Here is a 20,333-nt window from a genome sequence, read left to right on the forward strand (position 1 = left end):
TGCGTTGTGCTACGTACTTTCTATGGCAGACAAGCCTCAATTGGTTTCCGTGTTAAAACGTCGGCAGGGATGTCGTCCAATGAAAAAGACCTCGACTCGGCTGGCCACAGCCGCAGCGGTACTACTGATGTCGGCGTTTGCCATCGTGTTGGCTCATCACGACGCTCGACAGCGCGACCTTGGCAAAGAAGATGCGTCTCTGCCCAGTAGCGTCATTCAGACCACCACGACGCCACTGGCACTGGACACCGATTCGACGGCGCTAACCAGGCCCACGACGGTACGCGCCAACAATCAATACCCAGCTGTAGACCAACAGTTTCCAACCCAGAACGAAGCACCACTGCCACCAGCCCAGCGTTACTCGACCAGCCCTGCTGCCATCGAGCGTCTGCCCGAATTCGACTCATTGTCCTCAGCTACGGAGCTAGTCGAAGCTGACATTGACGTCGACGCTGACATTGACTCTGACTATTCATTCACAGACAGTGATGTGCTGCCCGTGGGAGGCGAAAACTCGGTACTGCCACTGCCACCCTCGGCAACCAGCAATCTGTTGGCCGAGCGTCCGGCTAGTTTACCGCTAATCGGCTCGCAACCGTCGGCCATGCTCAGTAGTCCTCAGCCTGCAAGTCCACCGCCGCATTCTACAGGTCTGATGCCACTGCCCAATTCTGTCGACGCACCGCCAGCATTTTCTTCGGATGTCCAGCGTCCCTCGATGCCCCGCACCGATTTACGCGGAAGCAACGATGCACCCGGCTGGCTAGGCAACAACGGCAACTCGACTGCGACCGGACCCTCACCAACGCAGTTATCAATGCCACCATCCACGCTGACGCCGGCGGCTGCCCAGCCTACCACTCAAGGGTTCGGGCAATCTTACACTCAACCTGCCATGCAACCAGTATCGCAACAGCCTGGTCAATTGCCATCTGCGTTATCCACTGCTCAGCCCGGCTCATCCCTCAATCAACCAAGTCGCAATTATTCAGACGGTGGCTTCGAAACTTCCTCTGTGTCACCGGTTCCACGCGGGTCGCTGATCAGCAATCAGCCTGGCAACCGCTACTTGGATGGCTCACAGAATCCTGTCATGCAGATTCAAAAACGAGCGCCGGAAGAAACACAAGTCGGCAAGCGAGCCTCACTGGTCATTACTGTTCGCAACGCAGGCAATGCCACGGCGCATGAAGTCACCGTGGTGGATCGCGTGCCGCGTGGGGCACGGTTGATTGAATCCAGTCCACCGGTCAGTCCGACGCCCGATGGCACGTTGGTATGGCAGTTAGGCGAAATGGCCTCAGGTGATGAACGAACCATCAACTTGCAAATTGTACCTGAAATTGAAGGCGAAGTCGGCAGCGTGGCTTCTGTGCACTTTGCGGCTCAAGCTTCGGTGCGCACCGTCGTCACAGCGCCCAAATTGGAATTACAGATTGAGTCGATTGGTCCAGTGATCATCGGGCAGTCACAACAAGTCGTCGTTTTACTACGCAACATGGGCACCGGCGTGGCTCGGGGCATTCGCATGGAGGCCGATGTACCAGGACAATTGCGACACGAAAGCGGCGAGGCACAATTGGAAGCTGTTGTTGGCGACTTACGCCCCAATGAAACGCGGCGCATGACACTCTCGGTAGCGGCAGTGCAGCCGGGCCAGGCCCCGTTTGTCGTCCGAGCCGTCAACGACGACGGCGTACAGGCTGATCATTCGCTGACCGTCGACGTTCGCGCGCCACAATTGGCTGCCACCATCGCAGGTCCAGCGTTACGGTATCTGGAGCGTCAAGCCAATTACCAGGTTGTCGTGACCAACACCGGAACAGCCATAGCGCGCAATCTAGATTTCGTGGTTCATCTGCCGGTGGGATTGAAGTTTGTCTCCGTCGATATTCCGCAAGCCAGCTACCATCCTCAATCGCATTCCATCACGTTGGGCCTGGCGGAGTTAGACGCCGGCCAAGCCGCACCATTTACCTTGACCGTATTGCCAGTACAACTGGGGCAGCAAGTTGTACGCTTCAATGCCACGGGCGACCTGAATATCTCCGCCGAAGCCAAGGCTCAGGTCACGGTTTCAGGGCTGGCCGAACTATCCTTCACCATCGGTCAGGATAATGGTACAGTCGAAGTTGGTGCTACGACTACTTACGCCGTTCAAGTTACAAACATTGGCAATCAACCGGATAAGAATGTACAATTGCAGGTGCAACTGCCCGAGGGCACTAAATTGTTGCAAGTTGATGCACCCGTTGAGTATCGCGTTGAACCCAATCGCATCACCTTCGCTCCGGTTGCTGAAATGCGCAATCGCGATGTCAAGACCTTCCGTTTTCAAGTGCAGCACAATCGAGCTGGTAACCAAGTTGTTCGCTCGCAGTTGACCAGCGAAAACTGGCCAGTGGCGGTGGTGAAAGAGGAAGGCACTTTGGTCTACAACGATCAGAACTGAGAATGATGACTGAATGGGTGCGGGCGATCAGCGTTTTCGAGCTCTGGTCTGTCGTCGGTGTCGTCGCAGTTTTTCTAAGTCAAGTCGTCGTAGCCGTGCGCGTCATCATGAGTCGCCGAGCTGTCGGCGAAACTCTGGCCTGGATCATGTTGGTCTTGGGCCTTCCTGTGGTCGGTTGGGTGATGTACCTGCTAGTCGGTGAGCTGCGTTTGGGTTCCGCGCGCGCCAAACGTATCCAGCGTCTGTCAACCGTTGTCGCCACTCGACTCAATCAGCTCGATCCCCACGGACATGACATTGCTTGGCATCAATTACGGCCCGAATGTGAGCAACTGGCTCGAGCCGGCCGCAGCGCGCTCCAAGTACCAGCCCTGCCAGGCAATGAACTGGAGCTGATTGACGATTGGCAGAAGGTTTTTGATGGTTTGGTAGCGGACATCGACGTGGCCAAGATCAATTGCGATTTCCAGTTTTACATCTGGCATGCGGCTGGCAGAACATCCGACATCGTAGCTGCCATTGAGCGCGCCTGTGCGCGCGGAGTTACCTGTCGTATCCTGGTGGACTCGCTCGGTAGTTGGTCCTTCCTGCATAGTCAGGAAGTGAAGCGACTGCGAGCCGCCGGGGCGCAGGTGCTGGAAGCGCTGCCCAGTCGTTTGTGGCGACTGCCGTTTGTCCGCTATGATTTGCGGATGCACCGCAAGATCGTGTTAATCGACGATCGCCTGGCTTGGACCGGCAGTCTAAACATGGTCGATCCGCGCTACTTCAAACGTGAAGCCGGCGTGGGGCAGTGGATCGATGCCATGGCGCGCGTGCAAGGCCCGGCGGTGGAGGCTCTGGCCGTGACCTTCCAAACCGATTGGCAAATCGAAAGTGGCTCGACCAGTGAGCAATTACCCGATCTGACAGGCGACCAACCCTTGGTTCGGTGTGGAAACAGCATCGTCCAAGTCCTACCTAGTGGCCCCGCGTTTTCGGTAGAAGCCATCGAGCAGATTCTAATCACCGCCATCTACATGGCCCGCGAGGAGTTAGTCATTACCTCGCCCTATTTTGTCCCCAGCGAAGCACTGTCGATGGCCCTGGCCTCTGCCGCACGCCGTGGTGTGCGCGTAATTGTAATTATTCCTGCTCAAGTCGATTCGTTGCTGGTACGCCATGCCAGTCGCGCCTTTGCCGGAGAACTGTTAGATGCCGGAGTGCAAATGGCCTTGTTCACCGGTGGACTATTGCACACCAAGAGCGTCAGTATCGATCGTCAAACCAGTCTGTTCGGAACGCTGAACATGGATCCCCGCAGTTTGCGTCTGAATTTTGAAGTTACGCTGGCCGTCTACGATCCGCAGTTCACTGTGCAACTTCGCCAACTGCAAGAGTCGTACTTACGCCAATCACAATGGTTAGACGCTCAGCAATGGAAGCAACGGCCAGTCATATCGCGATTCATCGAAAACGTCGCACAACTCCTAAGCCCACTGTTGTAGGATCGCTTACTGGGAATCGCAGAAGCGGCCCAGCATGCGGCTAAGACGCTGTCGGTCAATCCAGCGACGGCATGGGCACTGATGCCTACCAGGCAAAACGCGCCTTGAAACTCCAACCGATGCGTCTCCTGACTCGACGCTTGGCCTGCAAGTGCTGGCGCTCGGCGACTGGATGCACTAGGCCTTTGCCTGTACCTTCAGTCGGATCACTGCAGTGTTATAGGTTTGGGCTATTTCAGCCTAAGTCTTCTAGAACTTCCAACGCAGCTCAAATCGCGAGCCAAAGAGATTGGAGGCGTTCTCGCGAATGCCGCCCATATGATCAGTGCGGAAGATCAGGTTGTGGCTGAGCGGCTTCTGATAGCGCACCCCTAAAGCATATTGATCCCCCGGCGCACTGCGCAACAGCGCAGGACCGAAGGCTTGCAGCATAGCGAACTCCAACACCAATTGATGTGAAAACTGTGAGCCTAATAAGTTAACTCCAGATGCAAAGCCAAAGGTGTTGTTACCCGTGGCATCAAGCGTCGGGTAGCCGGTGATTCCGTCGGTCTCGAAGTTGAGGCCGGTATTGGTTAGAATCCCACCGGCTATGCCGGCACGGGCCAGGCTCTGCGGCCGACCTTGTCCATAAAACAGATTTAGATAAGGAACAATCGTATTGGGATATGCTGAAACGAGAGAATTTTCGATCAGTAGCAAGTGGCCATCGGCGGTCCGATCTTGTTTGGCCAATTGTTCCTGTCCGGTATTGAGAATGAAGCGGACAGAATTGGACAGTCGCGACAGGTAGCGACGAGTAAATGCCAGCGAGATGTTGTGGTAGCTGTGATCGCCGTCGATGCCTATTCGACCCGAGTCATCGCTAACAAACGCGTAGTTGGCTTCAATGTAGCCTTCATAGGCATCGATGAACCAAGCGCTTCCAAATACGTCTGCCGAACTATCTTGCGTGGCAAACGCATCGGTCGTGACATTGTCGAAAGCGCAAAAGAAGGTCGCGTCGTAGTTGGACCACTTTAGCCGGCGGCTATGGCGCGCGGGCAGTGCCACAGCTGCACCCAGCATCGCATCGTTGGCCCAAATGCCATTTTGATAGACCAAGGGGATCAATCCAAACGTGAACGGCAGGTCAAATGGTGGGTAGATACCGCGAGCACCGCCCAACAGCGCTCCGGCATCGCCTTCAAAGAACAGCGTGTTGAAATTGAAATTCGTGCCATCCAGCAGGTCGACAGGATCGTTGAACGCCAAACCCGTGGGCAACGTGGCGCGATTCAGTGGTGATACAAAGGCGTGAATTCGCTCGGTAGAGGTCAGCTGTAAATCCATATCCAAATTCAGCACATTACCCCACACATGGGACTGTCCGGCAGCATTATTGTTGACCCCGATGGCGGTGCGCGCATCGCCGTACACCAAGAAGTGCGGCTTCATGGGATTGGAAACACCCAACCAATTCTTGGCCGGAGGATAAATTCCTCCGGTGTACAGCGGACGCCATAGTTCGATCAACGGACGCTGCACGGGAACCGAGAATTTGCCGCGATAAACATGCGCTGCCGCCTCAGGGTCGAACGTGTTGCCAGCTGGCCCACCCTCCGGGCCAAAGTCTGTCGGTGAATACTCAACCTTTTGCGTCGTGGAGTCGATGTGTGCAGGATGATATTCTGGCAGATTGAATTCGGGAACAATCCGTCGCTTGTTCTGTGATGCAGTTGGGTCATTGCCCCCCGCCTCCACACCCATAGTCGGGCTCGACTGCGGGAATTGAGGCCGCCAGTCATCATCGGGCAATGTGGGTACTTGAGGCGCGTCCCCATGTACCGGTCCAGCCTGCGGAACTTCAATAATCAGGCTCTTGGGTGTTGTATCGTAGACTTGCAGGTTAGTGCCAGCCTCAATCTTCACCCAATCGGGTATAGCAGCGTCTGGCGCAACGGCTCCATTGGGTCGGTTGGGAGTCGATGCCTCTGTTTTTGAAACGGCCCCACTTGAGACAGGCTGTCCACTGGCTGGATTTTCGTCGGTCGGGCTTACAGCGTGAGGAGCCACAATCGAAGACTCCACAGACGATGTCTGGCCAGCAGCACTGGCAGCAGTCGGCGAAGTTGCAGGAGCTGCTGGCGGATGCAAATCGGGTAACGCTGGGTTAACCAGTTGTTGGTTGGGTAGTATCTGCGCTTGATCGAAGTACGGAGCAGGAATCGCTGCATCTACCCATGCCGGAGAGCCGGGCGGATTGGCCGTTCCATCTGCAGCGGCCAGAACTTGCCTTTGGGGCTGAGTGCGATCAGTTGTTGTGGCTGTTAGCCGAGCGGATGAGGCAGCGCTGGAAGGTGATTGAATGGAGGGTGAATCGACGGTGGCTGGCGGTCGACCTGCGGAATACCGCAGGTCCACAACTTGGCGCCGGGCAGTAATTGTAGGAGCCGTGGCGGGTGGCAAGTCCGTTAACTTACTAACTGGTCGTGCGTGCGTAGTCGCATTCGTGATTCCTGTCTGTCCAAATAATGGAATCGAGCAGAACGCTGGGCAGGCTAGTAGCACAGCGTTTGCGATAGTGATTCCCACTGACTTCATGGTTGAATAACCAACAAAAATTGTTTGACCAATTCGAGCGGTCAGCGACCACTGCCGACGCGACATCGCCCATCACTCAGTCTCAGTCAACTACTGCAACTGGAAATTCACCGAATAGGGATGAATGTCGAGCGTGTTCTCAATCATGCGCTGTTCCATTTCGGCTGTCGCATTGACAAACCGCATAAAGTAGATGGGCTCCATACGGCTGCGCAATCGCACACTAAGGCGATACGTACCAGGCTCGCTCAATAAATGACTGGGGACACGATAGCGAGCGATCTTGTTGCCCAGCGGGGGAATTGAATGCGCTTCCATGCGAATCAAGGGAGGATGGTTCAGCACGCTGATGGGTTGGGCTCCAGGGCGCAAGAACGGCAATTGATCAATGTCCACGTTGATTGGCAAATACATCTCTCGATCGGTGCCTTTGACTCCAGTAATCAGAAACTGCGTCTGCAGGTTGAATAGTTGTTTGTCCGCAGGAATGCGCCCCTGAACCACATCAGACGAATGGTTGTTACACAGGTCACCTTGGCTATCCAGATATCCCGATTCCCAGACACGGCAACCGGATGGACTGATGATGGCCACGTTCAGCCACAATTGCGGTTGAGCGCCCAACGAGCCGCTGGGCATATTGTGACCTTCGCTAGTGTTATGTACTACAAAATGAAAATCCAGGTCCTTGCCTAGCCTCGGTGGATGCTTGAAGAACGGCCCATCGACTTGCGAGCCAGCCTCCATGACGGCCACCGACGATTGGCGTTTGATTTGCAGTAATTGCAGATTGTTATCAACGACCTTCCGCGCATCACGCCGCTCGTCGCTTGAACGCCACGGTTGGGGGTAGTCAATCTGTCTGGAATAGGGTTGCTGTTCGAATCCATCCGTTCCCCAACCGGCCCGCCAATCGAAACTCAGCCAATCGTCGACTGACCAACGCAGCGATTGTTCGTTGTGCGGAAAAAGACCGGGATGGCTGATGGGTGTGATCGGCCCCCAAAACATATGATTGGCATGTTTGCGTGGCTCGTTGACTGGCTTACCACCGATCTCCGCGACGTGCGCTACTGCATAACCAGCGGGTTTACCAGGGACCAGTCCCATGTGGCAGTCTTGGCAGCTAACGCCTTTTTTACATGCCGGACCAGCCCGATACTGAGCCCAAACGACCTCCAGTGCGATGCCTGGATGGACGGCTACCTGATGACACGAGGCGCAGTAGGATGAATCACTCAGTTGATCGAAGCGGATAGCGTCCAAGTGAATCTGCTGGCCAGTTCCTTTGTCATTGGGATCGGTCTTGATCTTGTATTTTTCCTTCTCCGACAGCGCCTTTATCAAACCTTCGCCGTAGCTAGCACCGTACACCGGGTCGAAAATGCTGCCCGGCTCAATTCGTCGTTCACCATTGTGCCGATTGTAGGCCTCACGGACTCGGTGACAGACCACACAGGTGACGCCTTCGCGCAGCACGTGTTCGTAGTCAACTACCGAACTCTCGCGAGGAAAACAGACGTGCATGGCGACCGGAGCATGACAACGCATGCAAAAGGTGCCCAACGTGCCAGTACTCAATTGCGTTAGCGCCATTTCGAACTTGTGAAACATGGGCGAAATCCCAGCATAGGCATGTGCGCTGGTCCGCCATTCTTCATAGACACGCGGATGGCATTTCGCGCAGGTCAGCGCTGATGGGTAGAGGTTCTCCAGGAAAACATCGATATGCGGGTCTCGCCCGTCAGGAACACCATTGCGGAGTGGTAATTCGGCAGTATGCTGCGAACGTACACCACCGGTTTCGGGCCCCATGTTTTCCAGTTCAGTGAGTGCTTCATCCGCAGCGGTAGGTGACCCTGCGAGCCGTTCACTGGTACTCACAGGGCGTGCTAAAGTCAGTGGCTGTGCGCGATGGAGCGTACCTGACCCTTGCGTCTGGACGGGTGTCGGCAAAGCTCGCAAATCGGGATACAGCACCGGCTGCTGGGCGTGCGCCACCTCGACCGTCAACAACCAGTACCAGACTAGCGCGCAGGCATACAGCGCTGATCCATTGCTCTTCGCGTCCGCATTTGCTAGCCCGTTTCCAATCATCCGATCACTTACTTAATGCTGGCATTACTAGATTCGCGCAACTGCTCGCTGACGGCACGTAATCGTAACTATCGGAATGTTGCGCGGCAGAATTGATGCAATTGCGATTTTGAGAACAGTCAGTATCTAGGTACTGACCAGTTCAACCATTAAAGTCAGTCTCAAGTCGCTTTCAGATGTGCATCGCCAGCCAGCCAACTGCTCAGAATGTGACTTAGACTTCTGGTGGTGCATTGCTAGCGCTAGCAATGCCCGGCAATGCCTACAGTCGGGCGGACACAGCTACAATAATTGATTTGAGCCACGGAGCCCAGCATGAATAAAGATCGCAGTCTCCCTTTCCGATGTCAGGTAGCGCCGGAAAACGCCTCTGCAATTATCAAAATGGGTCGCCGACAGATGGCATGCCAAGTTGTCGACGTATCACGCGAAGACTTTCACGTACAACTGACACGGCGCAAAATAAATTCGCTTTCGCGAGCCAAGCGACTCGAGGTGCATTACAATTCCGAACGCTGGCAGGTGGAATTTTCTGGTCTCGCCAACATGCGGGGGGACAGCGCGTATCTAACGCGAGTCAAAGAGCTGACGCAGGAAACAAAACCTTCGGCATGGATGACGCTGCTACGTCCGCAAGCCAACTCATACGCGGACCCTCGCTTTACAGCCTGCGTGATTTTGGCCATCATTGCCGCCTGCTTGGCTTTGCCAGGCTTGGGCGACGGCTTGGGGACCGCTCCCAAAGTCAAGAAAGGCGTCCACAGCGTCGTCAACAGTTTCAAGTGAGCTGCCCGCAGGCCACCGCTTTTGGTACGCTAGTGGACTATCTTCACCAGTGAACCAGCAGCGGATTTGCCATGGTAGACCTCAAAGCTTTCGTGCGAGATGTTCCGGATTTTCCCAAGCCAGGCATCCTATTTCGGGACATCACTCCGCTGCTGTCGCAGCCGGATGCCTTTCGCTGGGCCATCGATCAGTTGGTACAGCGATACATCTCGCAGCACATTGACGCCGTAGTGGCTGTCGAATCTCGAGGCTTCATTTTCGGAGCACCTTTGGCCATTCAGCTCGGTGCTCGCTTTGTACCAATTCGCAAGCCTGGGAAACTGCCCTATCACACACTCAGCCACGGTTATGACCTGGAATATGGCAGCGATACGCTAGAGATTCACCGTGACTCACTTGAGTCAGGCTGGCGTGTGCTAATTGTAGATGATCTTCTGGCAACAGGCGGCACAATCCAAGCCTGCCTCAGGCTGCTATCGCACTTTTCGATCGAAGTCGTCGAATGCGCCTTTTGTATTCACTTGGCCTTTTTGGAGGGCCAGCGGCGCCTGAATCCACACCCGGTCTTCAGCTTGCTGACGTATTAGCAACTCTTCGTAGCGACGCCCGCCGGAGCGTGGAAGGCTGTACCCATCCACAGGCTGACGACCGCAGCGACATTCCCACAGTCTGGCGACCGCAGCTACAAATCGATCCACGGCGTGAGTGCCAGCCGGGCCTAAGCCAACTCCAGCTTACCGCTGCTATCACCAAATTGATCAACCCGCACTCCAACCGCATCCAGCATGGTCAAGTACAGGTTGTTAAGCGGCGTTTCGCTGGGGTACTGCAAGTGGCTACCGGGAGTCACGTAGCCTCCACCGCTACCGGCCAGTAGGATCGGCAAGTCATGATGATCGTGACGATTTCCGTCGCGAATGGCTCCACCATAGACAATCAGGCAGTTATCCAGCAGACTGTGCTGGCCGTCGTTGGTTTCTTTCAATTGATTGACGAAGTACGCAAATTGCTCGATAAAAAACTTGTCAATCAGAGCGATCTTGGCAATCTTCTCAGAGTCGTTTTGATGGTGTGACAAATGATGGTGACCCTCGTTGATACCAATCATCGGATAAATTCCGTTGCTGCCTTCATTGCCTAACATGAACGTGGCGATGCGCGTCGTATCGGTCTTGAATCCCAAAGCTATCACATCGTACATCAACCGCATCCGCTGGCCGATATCCTCAGGCTGTTCAACTGGTCGGTGGCCAGAGATATCGTGCTGGACCGGTTCCGACAGCCGTTCAATACGCTTTTCAACGTCGCGCACACTACTGAAATACTCATCCAACTTTTGACGATCGGTTTCCCCCATGCGAGATTTCAGTTGCCGCGCATCGTCGGCTACCAAGTCCAGAATGGAGCGCTGCAATAACAGTTCATCCGTTGACTTGCTTGGTCCACCAGTCCCGAACAGTCGATCGAAGGCCAGTCGAGGATTAATCTCCTTGGCCATGGGTTGTGAAGCCGAGCGCCACGAAATGTTATTCGAGTAAGCACAGGCATAGCCGCTGTCACAAGCTCCAGCCGCCTTGCCAGCTTCCGTGCCCAATTCGATCGAAGGCAAGCGACAGTCGCGTCCATAGCCGTCCGCAGCAATTTGATCAGCACTGCGCCCGGCGCGAATTTTGGCACCGCCAGTTTTCACAGGATGCGCTCCAGTCAAGAAGGCGGCTGCACTGCGTGCGTGATCACCAGGACCATCTCCCAGAGCTCGCGCGTTGACCTGGGCCAATCCACTCAAAACCGTCAACTGATCCTTCAGGTGGCGCAATGGTTCAAGCGATGGAGTGATCTCCCAATCCCGACCAGGAGTTTTGGGTTGCCACGCATCGGGATGCGTACCGTTGGGAAAGAATACCCAGGCCAGTCGAACTGGCTGCTTGACCTGAGGTGCCGCTGCAAAAGCGCTGTGCTTGGGCAACATGGCTTCCAACCACGGCAGTGCCAGCGCCGCTCCGGTACCACGCAAGAGAGTGCGGCGGGAAAGTTGTGCTCGTGGCATGTGGGAACTCCATGAGTCAAAACTGAACGGTTTCTGATGTTCGATACAAATGGCACACTAAGGTGCCTAGTCCAGCAAGCCGATGTCGCTGGCCTGGGGTTCAGTTCGCCGCTTGGTAAACGGTTCGCTGGTTACAATGGCGGCTACAAAACTGCTGAAACGATAGTCGTTCTGCCGTGCTGCCTCCAGAATGTCGTCGACTGCACAATTATCATACGGCTCCAGACTCCGCCCCAGTGCATACGTTAATAGCTTTTCCCCAAAAAAACGATAGAATTGCGAGCTTTTGTCACGCAATAATTCAATCAGGGCGATCGGGCCGCTAAACTCGCGACCATCGGCCAATTGCCCGCTGCTATCCACGGGTAAGCCTGCATCTGTATCTCGCCAGCGTCCGATAGCGTCGAAATTCTCAAAACCCAGGCCCAGCGGGTCCATCACGTCGTGGCAACTAGCACAACTGGGGTTGGCTCGATGAATGGCCAATTGTTCCCTGAGTGTCAATTGTCTGTGCTCTTTTTGAGTTTCCTCAAACGCAGGCACATTGGGCGGTGCTGGGGGTGGCGGATCGCCCAGTATTGTTTCCATGATCCACTTGCCACGCTTTACCGGACTGGTTGCAGTGGAGTTGGAGGTCACAGTCAATACCGAAGCATGAGTCAGCACGCCGCTGCGATTGGCCGGCAGTCCAATACGGACCCACCGGTCCTCATGAAGATAATCGTGATCCCGCTCGCGTTTGGATCCGCGATAAATCCCCGGCCCTTCGGCAAACAATTCAGCCGGGTCACGACCTTCAAACGCCACTCCATACAATTCTGCCAAACGGGGATTCACAAACGTAAAATCGCCGGTCATCAGCGCTTCGACTGGCAAATCGCGATCCACGATTTCCTGACAGAACATCTCTGTTTCGCGCACGATGGCTTGTCGCATGCGCTCATTCCACTGCGGAAACAGACCTGAATTGGGCGCCGCATCGCGCAAGTTCTCGAGTCCTAAATACTGGCCGAAAAATCGCTTGACCAGTGCCGCTGCGCGCGGGTCTTGCAACATCCGTCGGACCTGCTCGGCCAGTACGTCTGGCTGACTCAGTACTCCCTGTTCGGCCACTTCTAACAGCCGATCATCGGGCATGCTAGCCCACAAGAAATAACTCAGGCGGCTGGCCAGCGCATAATCATCCAACCCGGCGCCACTGGATAGTGTTTCGACGCGAAACAGAAAATGCGGTGACATCAAAATGGCCCGTAGCCCATGGCCAACAGCCTGCTCGAAGGTCATTTCTTTGTCCAACGCCATCTGAACCACGTTAACAACACGCTGCACCTCTTCTATCGCGGGCCGACGGCGATAGGCACGGCGGATAATCGGCTCCAGATTGGCTTGTGCTGCCTCCAGTGGCGGCAATTGAGCGTTCGGTCGAACCGCCAACAAACGCGAATACGCTTCGGTCACCAACGGTGGACCTTTGAGCGAAATATTTTGGACCTCGACCCGCCGGTCTGGACGCTTCTTCTCCTCTTGACCATCGCTCACGAATTGCAATGTGAAACGATGCATACCGGCCGTGAGAATTGTCGTCGCCGACTGCGATTGGCGAAGATTGGTAACGGTAAAAGTCTCCAATGGTTGATCGTCGACGAACAACGCCACTTGCACCGACGGGCCGCCGGGCACGGAAAACTGCATTCTAGGCTTGATTTCGTACTCACCTTCAGCACACATAAACGTTATCGACTGTCGATCACCCAGGAACAAGGTCGGGACTTCCGTCGAGCGACTGGCAAACGATTCGGGCGCCGCCAGGGCTCGCTCGGCAATCAGCGTAGCCGCCTGCAGGTATTTTTCTAAGTGAATTTGCGACAGCGACAACACGCTGCCTTGATTGTCAAAGCCATCGCCCACTTCATCCGATGGAAAGCCCGCTAACACCGATGGCTGAAAGTCAATTCCCAACAGGTCGCGAACGGAATTGTCGTATTCGGTATTGTTCAGTCGGCGCACAGTGACTTGGCCAGGATCGTGAATTTGATCACAATCCACCGTATTCACGCGGCCATGAATCCATTGAGCAATCATCGCCCGTTGCTCAGCGGTTGGCTGCGGATCATGCTCCACGGGAGGCATCGCACCTATGGCGATCAAACCGCGAATCTGATTCCATCGCGAGCGCTCCTCTGGTAGGGTTGCGTCTGATTCATATAAACCCAAATCGACTCCAGCCTCGGGACTGTCGCCGCTATGGCATTCGAGGCAATACATTTTCAGAAACGGCCGCACATCACCCTCCCAGGTCGTGGCCGTTGATGGGGCCGCCACAAGCTTGGTAGCGACCGTCTCCAGACGGTCAAGCGTATCTGGTTGGCCCTTCGCCTGCGTTACGGGCGCTGACTGCGCATCCAGTTGCGACTGCGCCCCAGCCAGCGGTAGCAGCCATGGGGTTTGGCTCATCCCCGCCAAGCAAACAGCAATGACAAATCGTTTCATCAGTTGAAATGGTTTGCAGATTTATTAAGTGTGTCCAGTAATCGGCGGCGAATTACCCACTATAAATGGCATCATCTTGGGCCAACCGCAGAGAAAGCAGCTCGCACGCTCCGGGTGCGAATTCCTGGCCGCCCGCGATGGCTCGCTAACGTCCCCCATTATAACCGGCGTTCTTCGATCCGGACGGGGCAAAGTCCGCTGCCCGGAACTCCCACTGAAATTCTGCGACTCAGGCTGCTGCCATAATTCAGTCTCCCGGGCTGCGGCCTGAGACGCAAGGCATTCCAAGCTCCGCTTGTCCAGCGGCCGAGGGTGCGGGACGGCCCAACATCAGGCATGGGCCAAGCAAAGCTTCGCGGGAAATTGAAAGCTTCGCGGGAAATTGCGTCATCTGCCAGCAGCTCGGTGACGACTGAAATCGCGATGCGACGACACGCCATGTGAACAGCCCCACGGCCAGCTCGCAATTAAGTTATTGTCCGCCCTAGACCTAATTATTTGCTGGCCGTGCGTCTACGCCGACCTCTGACAGTGCCATTCATGGGAGGCACCGTACAGTGCCTTAACAAGTCGTTACAACAATTCTTTGAGATTGAAGGCGAGCCGATTGAACTCACCGATGACAGGAAGGGATGGCGAAGTGCCTTCAAAATACAGCCCGACAGTTAGGAGAGTTCATTGGCTTTGTTGCCCGTCAGTCGACTACCTGAGTGCGATAACCGCCGCAGCGAACAAGTAGTCTCAGCCGCCGGGTGTTCCCGGCGGTAGGGCATTGGTCACTAGATACGCGGTGTAGGCCACGTAGCCAATGAAGAAAAGAAGCCCTTCCCAGCGGGCAATCGTCTTACCAGTAAAAAAGATCGGCAAGCACAGGATGGCGACCAAGGTCATGACGGGTATGTCAATTGCGAGCATACCAGGGTTCACCTCCAAACCGCCGCTGGTCACAAGACTGGCAATACCAAGGATCGCCAGAATATTGTAGATGTTGCTGCCTACCACATTTCCTATCGCAATGTCCCGCTCGCCGCGAATCGTGGCAACTACAGAGGTTGCGACCTCTGGCATCGAAGTACCTGCCGCGACAATGGTCAATCCAATGACGGTATTGCTCAACCCAAAATACTCTGCCAATCCCACCGAACCTTGAATAAACCACTTTCCGCCGAAAATCAACAATACTAGGCCTCCGAGCACAAAGCCGACTGACATTAGCAGGGAACTAGCCGCTTTCTCTTGCGGTTTGATGGCATACTCCTGTTCGAATTCCCGTTGTATCTCACGGGTTTCCTTGCGACTTTTCTGAATCGACCAGATCGTGTAAGCAATAATCAAGGCCGTAAGCAGCAGTCCATCCAACCATTGCAGCCTGCCATCCAAAGATAGAAGCCACATCAAGATAGAAACCGCGATCATTATCGGTACGTCCAGTCGAATCAACTGAGCCGATACCTTCAGCGGCAGAATACAGGCACAAATACCCAATATGAACAAAACATTGAAAATGTTGCTGCCTACGATGTTTGCGACAGCGATATCGTCCTGTCCCACCATCCCCGAACGCACGCTCACCACCAACTCAGGCATGCTGGTACCATAGGCAACGATCGTCAACCCGATGACCAGCGGGCTTACGCCAAACGCCGCCGCCAATTTCGAGGCGCCGCGTACTAGGCCTTCTGCCCCTAGGGAGAGTATCAACAGACCAATCAATAACGTCAGAACGTCCTGCGTCGGCACGCTTAGCATCTTCTCATTGTGAGATCCCGATACGATTACCCATCACAACACACCAAGATCTTAATGGACTCACGCAAAAGCGTAAAGTTGCAAGCACCGTCTTGGTCAACAGCGTCAGCAAAACCAGGGCATAACGCGTTGTCAGGCTTGAATGCCGATCCAATAACCCACGTCGGACATACTCGCCAGCCGTCGAATCGCCCGCCGCAGTCGTCAAGCCACTAGAGGAACGATTCGCCCCTGTCGAGTAATTATACTCTCGGTTGTAGAGGGCTTTATTGGGATTGGTGAGCCAACCCCAGCCTCTCGGCGCTTTGAGTCCCAAGCGATGCCGAGTTGATTTGTTTCATCGGGAAGTGGCACATTTCGTCGTTTAGATTAAGCGACGTTTTCCCCAGCATCGAAAGGTAAGGTTTTCTGTCTCAGTTTTAGGTTCATTTCCTTGCGATGATGGCGAGCCTGGCGAAGCTTCAGCAAGCGATTCGCGTCCACTTCTGCGGCTTTTCTTCTGGGGAGAAGCTGGGGTGGAGTCGCTGGTGTAGCTGGAAGCGGAAGCATCCGCCGGATAAACCGGCGGCATTGAATCCCGCAGACTCGCTCAGCGGTTCGTTCGGCTTCCAGCTATTGCACAGCCGCAGGCGCATCCGCTGAACAACCGTCGCCTGGCAACACGGAGGTCTGCTGAGGCAAAAAGCGTTCAGGCGCGTAGCCAAGGGAATTTAGGCAGAGGTAGGAAGCTCGAAATGACCACCGCCCGCTTCTCGCAAGCTGTTGAGCCGTGTCCCAGGCTCTCCGCGGCCCCCAAATCACTCTCGCAATCCACCTGTCCCCCGACAGATTGCTGTGTCCCCAGTCGCCCCCCCGGGAAATTGCGTCATCAACCAGGAGCTTGGTGACGACTGAAATCGCGAACCGATGACACGCCGTGTGGACCACCTCACGGCCGGCAAGTAATTAAGATATTGTCCGCCAAGGACCTAATTATGTGCTGGCCGTGGATAATCGCGCAAATGCAGATCACGATCAGATCAGTCAATTTGCGTTTGCGGTTCTTGGTGTACCTCGGATCGCACAAGCTCTCGAATGTAGTGACTGACCAGTCCGACTCGAACCGCTTTTGCAGTGGGCATGATCGGCTCTCCAGTAGACCAAGCAGCGACACAGCTTCCACGGCCTTCGCAGAGAAAATCACGTCGCGCATGCCTATGGTCTACCAAAAAATCAACATCGCGCCAGACTACCCAGGACACCTAGAGCAGACCTCAAGTAGTTGTAGCGGCTGTATTCTTCAGGCGATATCCGGCATGGATAATGTAGTTGAGGCATTCCTTCGGATGGAATCGGTCGACCAGTTTGCCAACTGCGTTCCAGAGGGCTTGGACGGTCCGGGTCGCCTCGCTTCGAATCAGCCACTTTAGTTTACTGTAGAGATTTTCGATCGGGTTCAGGTCGGGCGAGTATGGGGGAAGGTAGCGAACCTCGGCGCCAACCGACTCGATGGCTTGACGACTCGGCGACTTTAAAGTGCCGAGAGATTGTCCATGACGACAATGTCTTTTATAGCGAAGCCTCTTTGCAGAACTGCTGTTTTATCCAAGCCAGAAAAAGACCGAACCGTTCACCGGCCCATCAATGACCAATGGAGATACGATTCCTTCGACTGTAGTCCCATCAATATACCGGTTCTTCAATGGCCGTGGGGATCATTTCGATGATTCGCTTGCCCGGGAGGGCTCCTACCTCGCAAGCGTGACATTTGTTTTTGCCCAAGTCTCATCCAGAAAGACAAATCGCCTTGCGTCCAGGTGGGAGACCGAACGACGCCATCGTCGCAGCCGCTTCTCTGCTACATCAGGCCGCTGCTGCTCGGCCGCCGTCAATGTCTTTTTAAATCGATAGTTCAAACGACGAACAAAGCGGTCGACGGTTTGATGCGAGATGCAAAGCGGAAGTAATGCCGCGATTTTTGGCCGTTCGATCCGGCTGTTCCTCGACAATTCTCACGAGCTCCTCTTCGTGTCCGTGTAGTTTGGGAAGCGGGCCGTGCCTTTGCTCACGAGCACCGATTTGACCTGTTTCAGACGGCGTTGCTTGAGCCTTCGAATCCAAGCGGTCGACACGTCAAACAATTCCCGGCAACTTCCAATGTTCCTAACCCTGAATCACAGGCCTTGAGTACACGAATTCTCAAATCCATCGAATAAGCACGCATTTGGCCACCTCCTTGGGCAAAATGTATTAAAGCAAATCCGCTACATCCGACGCTACATCAATTCGAGGTCTGCTCTAGTCAGTATTCCAGCAGGTGGATTGGTCGCAAACTCTCGCGCTCCCCTTGCGTACTGCATAGCATTGTAGAATTCCGGAAATTCCTTGCCATGCTTTAAGAAATGCTCGTAAGCATTTTGAACGCCGGTCAATTCTTTTTCGAAGACCAGAGTGGGGACTGTGCAGTCTTGTTCAACTTGCTAAGCGCTGCAGCAGCGGCGACCGCTGGGCGGCCGGTGGCGGCAGCCATTTTCACAATTTTAACTGAATCTCCAAAGCCCGGGATCGTGGCGATCAGGTTTGTAATTGCATCTTCATAATTACCGCGACCCAGCGAGATGCCCGCGTTGGCTAGGTCGAATATTATGCCAAGGCCAGGGGCAAAGCCGCCGACGTCCAGCGCAAGCTGCACGCCATCGAGCATCCGCGTCCACCAGCTACTGGCCTATGGTTCTTCCTCGGGCGGGGTTACCGTAGTGGATGAGACAATCTCATACTCGGTCCTGGCATCGGGTCCATAGGTGCCCGAAACGAATACCAGAGCCTCCGGTGTGCTTAGCTCCAAAGACGGCAGACCACGTTGGTACGACCCGCTGACGTTGACGTGCGGATCACCGAATATTGCAAAACTCTGACTGGGTGGCTGGTCTGATGAGATATTAGCGGTGTACGTGTTCTCAGCTGTGTATTGGGTATACAGGTGATCGTAGCCGCCATTGATCGACCAATCTTGGAGCGTGGCCGCGCGGTAGTAGACCTTGTGTTTCTTGCCCAGTGCAGCCCCACCGTTCCACACAGGCTGGTCATCGACCAACGTACCCGATGCGCCAAATTGTTGTTTGCTGCGCGCTTCGTGGACTTCGGTGTGTGTGATGTTGGTCGTCTTGTACCAGCTGGGATACTCATGGCGGATATGCGTCATTGTGTCTTCGATGAACCAGCCTGCACCGGGGGCATCGGCTGTTAATTGGCCGCTGGCCTGCGCCGGATCGTCAGCTTGGGCTGAGGCCGAGCCGTGGCCGTGGCCCTGATCGACCAGCTTGCACTTGAAGGTCAATCTGGTGACACCGTTGGTGGTGATCGTGCCATCCCCATCGCTGAGCACCCCGTGATCGAACCGCTCGGCGATGATCTCTTCCACGTCCTGACCCGACGCATGGCTGTGGCTAGCATGCTGAGCGGTGCCATCTGCGTTGGGCTGAGCACGCAAATGCGTCATCAACCAAGAGCTTGTTGGTGAGGGGTGAGGCGATGAGATTGGAGGGGAGGAATTGGTGTGGGGTGAAGTACTTCTGTACGCGGAAACGGAACGATCCACCCGACAGACCGGATGGCCCTGGGCCTTTGGCGGTACATTATAGGCAAGGTCGTTGCCCAATACTTCACGTTTGGCGCGGTGTCTCGCTGCAAAGCAGAGGGGCTGCAGTTATGATTGTAGATGACCGATGCGAGGACAACACTGCAACAGAAGGAGAGCACATCGTGCCGTCAAACCATCGTTTCCAAGCCGACGACTTCTTGGTTGTCCCTAATAAGAAATTGGACTTGGCCAAGCGGTCCACGAAAGCTGGCAAGGAACTGGACGAGAAACAACTCGCCGACGAAGCACTGGCGGCAGATGTCTCAGATTTACAGTTGCAGCAACAGTTGTTGTTTGCCAACCGAACACACGGATTGCTGATCATTATTCAGGGCATGGATACTTCCGGCAAGGACGGCGTGATTCGACACGTCATGGGAGCGATCAATCCGCAAGGATGCCGTGTGTTTTCGTTTGGTCCTCCGACAGCCATCGAACAGCGGCATCATTTCCTGTGGCGCCCTGGCCCTTGCCTGCCAGAAAAGGGCATGATCAGCTTATTCAATCGTTCGTACTACGAAGAGACTCTCGTGGTACGCGTGCATCCGCAATTCCTAGAGCCTCAAAGAATTCCTGGGCTACATATTTCCAAGCCCAAGGCGCTGAACAAACTGTGGACTCGTCGTTTCAAGGAGATTCGCACCTTCGAGCGCTCGCTGGTGAACAACGGCATTTTGGTACTCAAATTCTTTCTACATATTTCCCACAGCGAACAGCGCGAGCGACTGCTAGCGCGGCTGCGTGAACCAGACAAGCACTGGAAGTTCAATGCCGGTGACTTGGCAGAGCGAAAATTGTGGTCTGAATACCAGCGGGCCTATCAGCAGTGTATGCAGGAAACCAGTACGCGTTTGGCACCTTGGTTTGTCATACCAGCCGATAACAAGTGGTATGCTCGGGGTGTCATCGCCGATTTGGTGGCGGCGCGACTAGAGCGGTTGAAGATGAAGTTCCCCGAAGTATCCGAACCGGAACTGGCGAGATTCCCAGGCTACATTCAACAGTTGGAGCAAGAGTAGT

13 protein-coding genes are annotated in these 20,333 nt (G+C 54.9%); 5 read left to right on the forward strand and 8 right to left on the reverse strand.

Features of this window, described 5'->3' with window-relative positions; translation table 11 throughout:
- The first annotated feature begins 79 nt into the window (after positions 1–79).
- Both KF752_01685 and cls read left to right on the forward strand, forming a co-directional pair.
- Positions 80–2,455, forward strand: coding sequence for a DUF11 domain-containing protein (locus KF752_01685; GenBank protein ID MBX3420245.1), 2,376 nt, complete (start codon positions 80–82; stop codon positions 2,453–2,455).
- 2 nt (positions 2,456–2,457) lie between these two features.
- Positions 2,458–3,942 carry a cardiolipin synthase gene (cls, locus tag KF752_01690; protein ID MBX3420246.1) on the forward strand — a complete coding sequence of 495 codons (1,485 nt, stop codon included), beginning with the start codon at positions 2,458–2,460 and terminating at the stop codon, positions 3,940–3,942.
- 249 nt (positions 3,943–4,191) lie between these two features.
- Here the strand turns inward: cls and KF752_01695 are convergent, their stop codons facing one another.
- Both KF752_01695 and KF752_01700 read right to left on the reverse strand, forming a co-directional pair.
- Entirely contained in the window at positions 4,192–6,525 is a 2,334-nt protein-coding gene (locus tag KF752_01695; GenBank protein MBX3420247.1) for a hypothetical protein, read from the reverse strand.
- Positions 6,526–6,615: 90 nt separating this feature from the next.
- The gene (locus KF752_01700; GenBank protein ID MBX3420248.1) at positions 6,616–8,622 is read right to left on the reverse strand and encodes a cytochrome C; all 2,007 of its coding nucleotides are present in this window, start codon (positions 8,620–8,622) and stop codon (positions 6,616–6,618) included.
- 315 nt (positions 8,623–8,937) lie between these two features.
- Here KF752_01700 and KF752_01705 point away from each other — a divergent pair, with 315 nt between their 5' ends.
- Both KF752_01705 and KF752_01710 read left to right on the forward strand, forming a co-directional pair.
- Positions 8,938–9,408, forward strand: coding sequence for a hypothetical protein (locus tag KF752_01705; protein MBX3420249.1), 471 nt, complete (start codon positions 8,938–8,940; stop codon positions 9,406–9,408).
- A 71-nt stretch (positions 9,409–9,479) separates the two neighbouring features.
- Positions 9,480–9,995, forward strand: coding sequence for an adenine phosphoribosyltransferase (locus tag KF752_01710; GenBank protein ID MBX3420250.1), 516 nt, complete (start codon positions 9,480–9,482; stop codon positions 9,993–9,995).
- A 131-nt stretch (positions 9,996–10,126) separates the two neighbouring features.
- Here KF752_01710 and KF752_01715 read toward each other — a convergent pair whose 3' ends face one another.
- The 6 genes from KF752_01715 to KF752_01740 all read right to left on the reverse strand — a co-directional run bounded on the left by KF752_01715 (position 10,127) and on the right by KF752_01740 (position 19,172).
- Complete coding sequence (locus KF752_01715; protein ID MBX3420251.1) at positions 10,127–11,455, reverse strand: DUF1552 domain-containing protein; 1,329 nt, start codon at positions 11,453–11,455, stop codon at positions 10,127–10,129.
- 66 nt (positions 11,456–11,521) lie between these two features.
- Entirely contained in the window at positions 11,522–13,945 is a 2,424-nt protein-coding gene (locus tag KF752_01720; protein ID MBX3420252.1) for a DUF1592 domain-containing protein, read from the reverse strand.
- Between the two features lie 741 nt (positions 13,946–14,686).
- A complete protein-coding gene (locus tag KF752_01725; GenBank protein ID MBX3420253.1) occupies positions 14,687–15,694 on the reverse strand; it encodes a calcium/sodium antiporter in 1,008 nt (335 codons plus the stop codon).
- Positions 15,695–16,947: 1,253 nt separating this feature from the next.
- On the reverse strand, positions 16,948–17,184 hold the full coding sequence (locus KF752_01730) for a transposase (protein MBX3420254.1): 237 nt from the start codon (positions 17,182–17,184) through the stop codon (positions 16,948–16,950).
- Positions 17,185–18,101: 917 nt separating this feature from the next.
- A complete protein-coding gene (locus KF752_01735) occupies positions 18,102–18,377 on the reverse strand; it encodes a hypothetical protein (protein ID MBX3420255.1) in 276 nt (91 codons plus the stop codon).
- A gap of 21 nt (positions 18,378–18,398) precedes the next feature.
- Positions 18,399–19,172, reverse strand: coding sequence for a hypothetical protein (locus KF752_01740; GenBank protein ID MBX3420256.1), 774 nt, complete (start codon positions 19,170–19,172; stop codon positions 18,399–18,401).
- Between the two features lie 263 nt (positions 19,173–19,435).
- Between KF752_01740 and KF752_01745 the strand changes: the two genes are divergently transcribed.
- Positions 19,436–20,332, forward strand: a complete 897-nt coding sequence (locus tag KF752_01745) for a polyphosphate kinase 2 family protein (protein ID MBX3420257.1) — start codon at positions 19,436–19,438, stop codon at positions 20,330–20,332.
- The last annotated feature ends 1 nt before the right edge of the window (position 20,333 follow it).

The sequence above is a fragment of the Pirellulaceae bacterium genome (assembly GCA_019636385.1).
Taxonomy (GTDB): domain Bacteria; phylum Planctomycetota; class Planctomycetia; order Pirellulales; family Pirellulaceae; genus Aureliella.

Excerpts from the sequence above, each read along its gene's own strand:
- KF752_01715 (MBX3420251.1), bottom strand. The coding sequence starts at position 11,455 with ATGCCACGAGCACAACTTTCCCGCCGCACTCTCTTGCGTGGTACCGGA.
- KF752_01695 (MBX3420247.1), bottom strand. The coding sequence starts at position 6,525 with ATGAAGTCAGTGGGAATCACTATCGCAAACGCTGTGCTACTAGCCTGC.
- KF752_01710 (MBX3420250.1), top strand. The coding sequence starts at position 9,480 with ATGGTAGACCTCAAAGCTTTCGTGCGAGATGTTCCGGATTTTCCCAAG.
- KF752_01705 (MBX3420249.1), top strand. The coding sequence starts at position 8,938 with ATGAATAAAGATCGCAGTCTCCCTTTCCGATGTCAGGTAGCGCCGGAA.
- KF752_01740 (MBX3420256.1), bottom strand. The coding sequence starts at position 19,172 with ATGACGCATTTGCGTGCTCAGCCCAACGCAGATGGCACCGCTCAGCAT.
- KF752_01735 (MBX3420255.1), bottom strand. The coding sequence starts at position 18,377 with ATGCTCGATGGCGTGCAGCTTGCGCTGGACGTCGGCGGCTTTGCCCCT.
- KF752_01720 (MBX3420252.1), bottom strand. The coding sequence starts at position 13,945 with ATGAAACGATTTGTCATTGCTGTTTGCTTGGCGGGGATGAGCCAAACC.
- KF752_01725 (MBX3420253.1), bottom strand. The coding sequence starts at position 15,694 with ATGCTAAGCGTGCCGACGCAGGACGTTCTGACGTTATTGATTGGTCTG.
- cls (MBX3420246.1), top strand. The coding sequence starts at position 2,458 with ATGATGACTGAATGGGTGCGGGCGATCAGCGTTTTCGAGCTCTGGTCT.
- KF752_01685 (MBX3420245.1), top strand. The coding sequence starts at position 80 with ATGAAAAAGACCTCGACTCGGCTGGCCACAGCCGCAGCGGTACTACTG.
- KF752_01700 (MBX3420248.1), bottom strand. The coding sequence starts at position 8,622 with ATGATTGGAAACGGGCTAGCAAATGCGGACGCGAAGAGCAATGGATCA.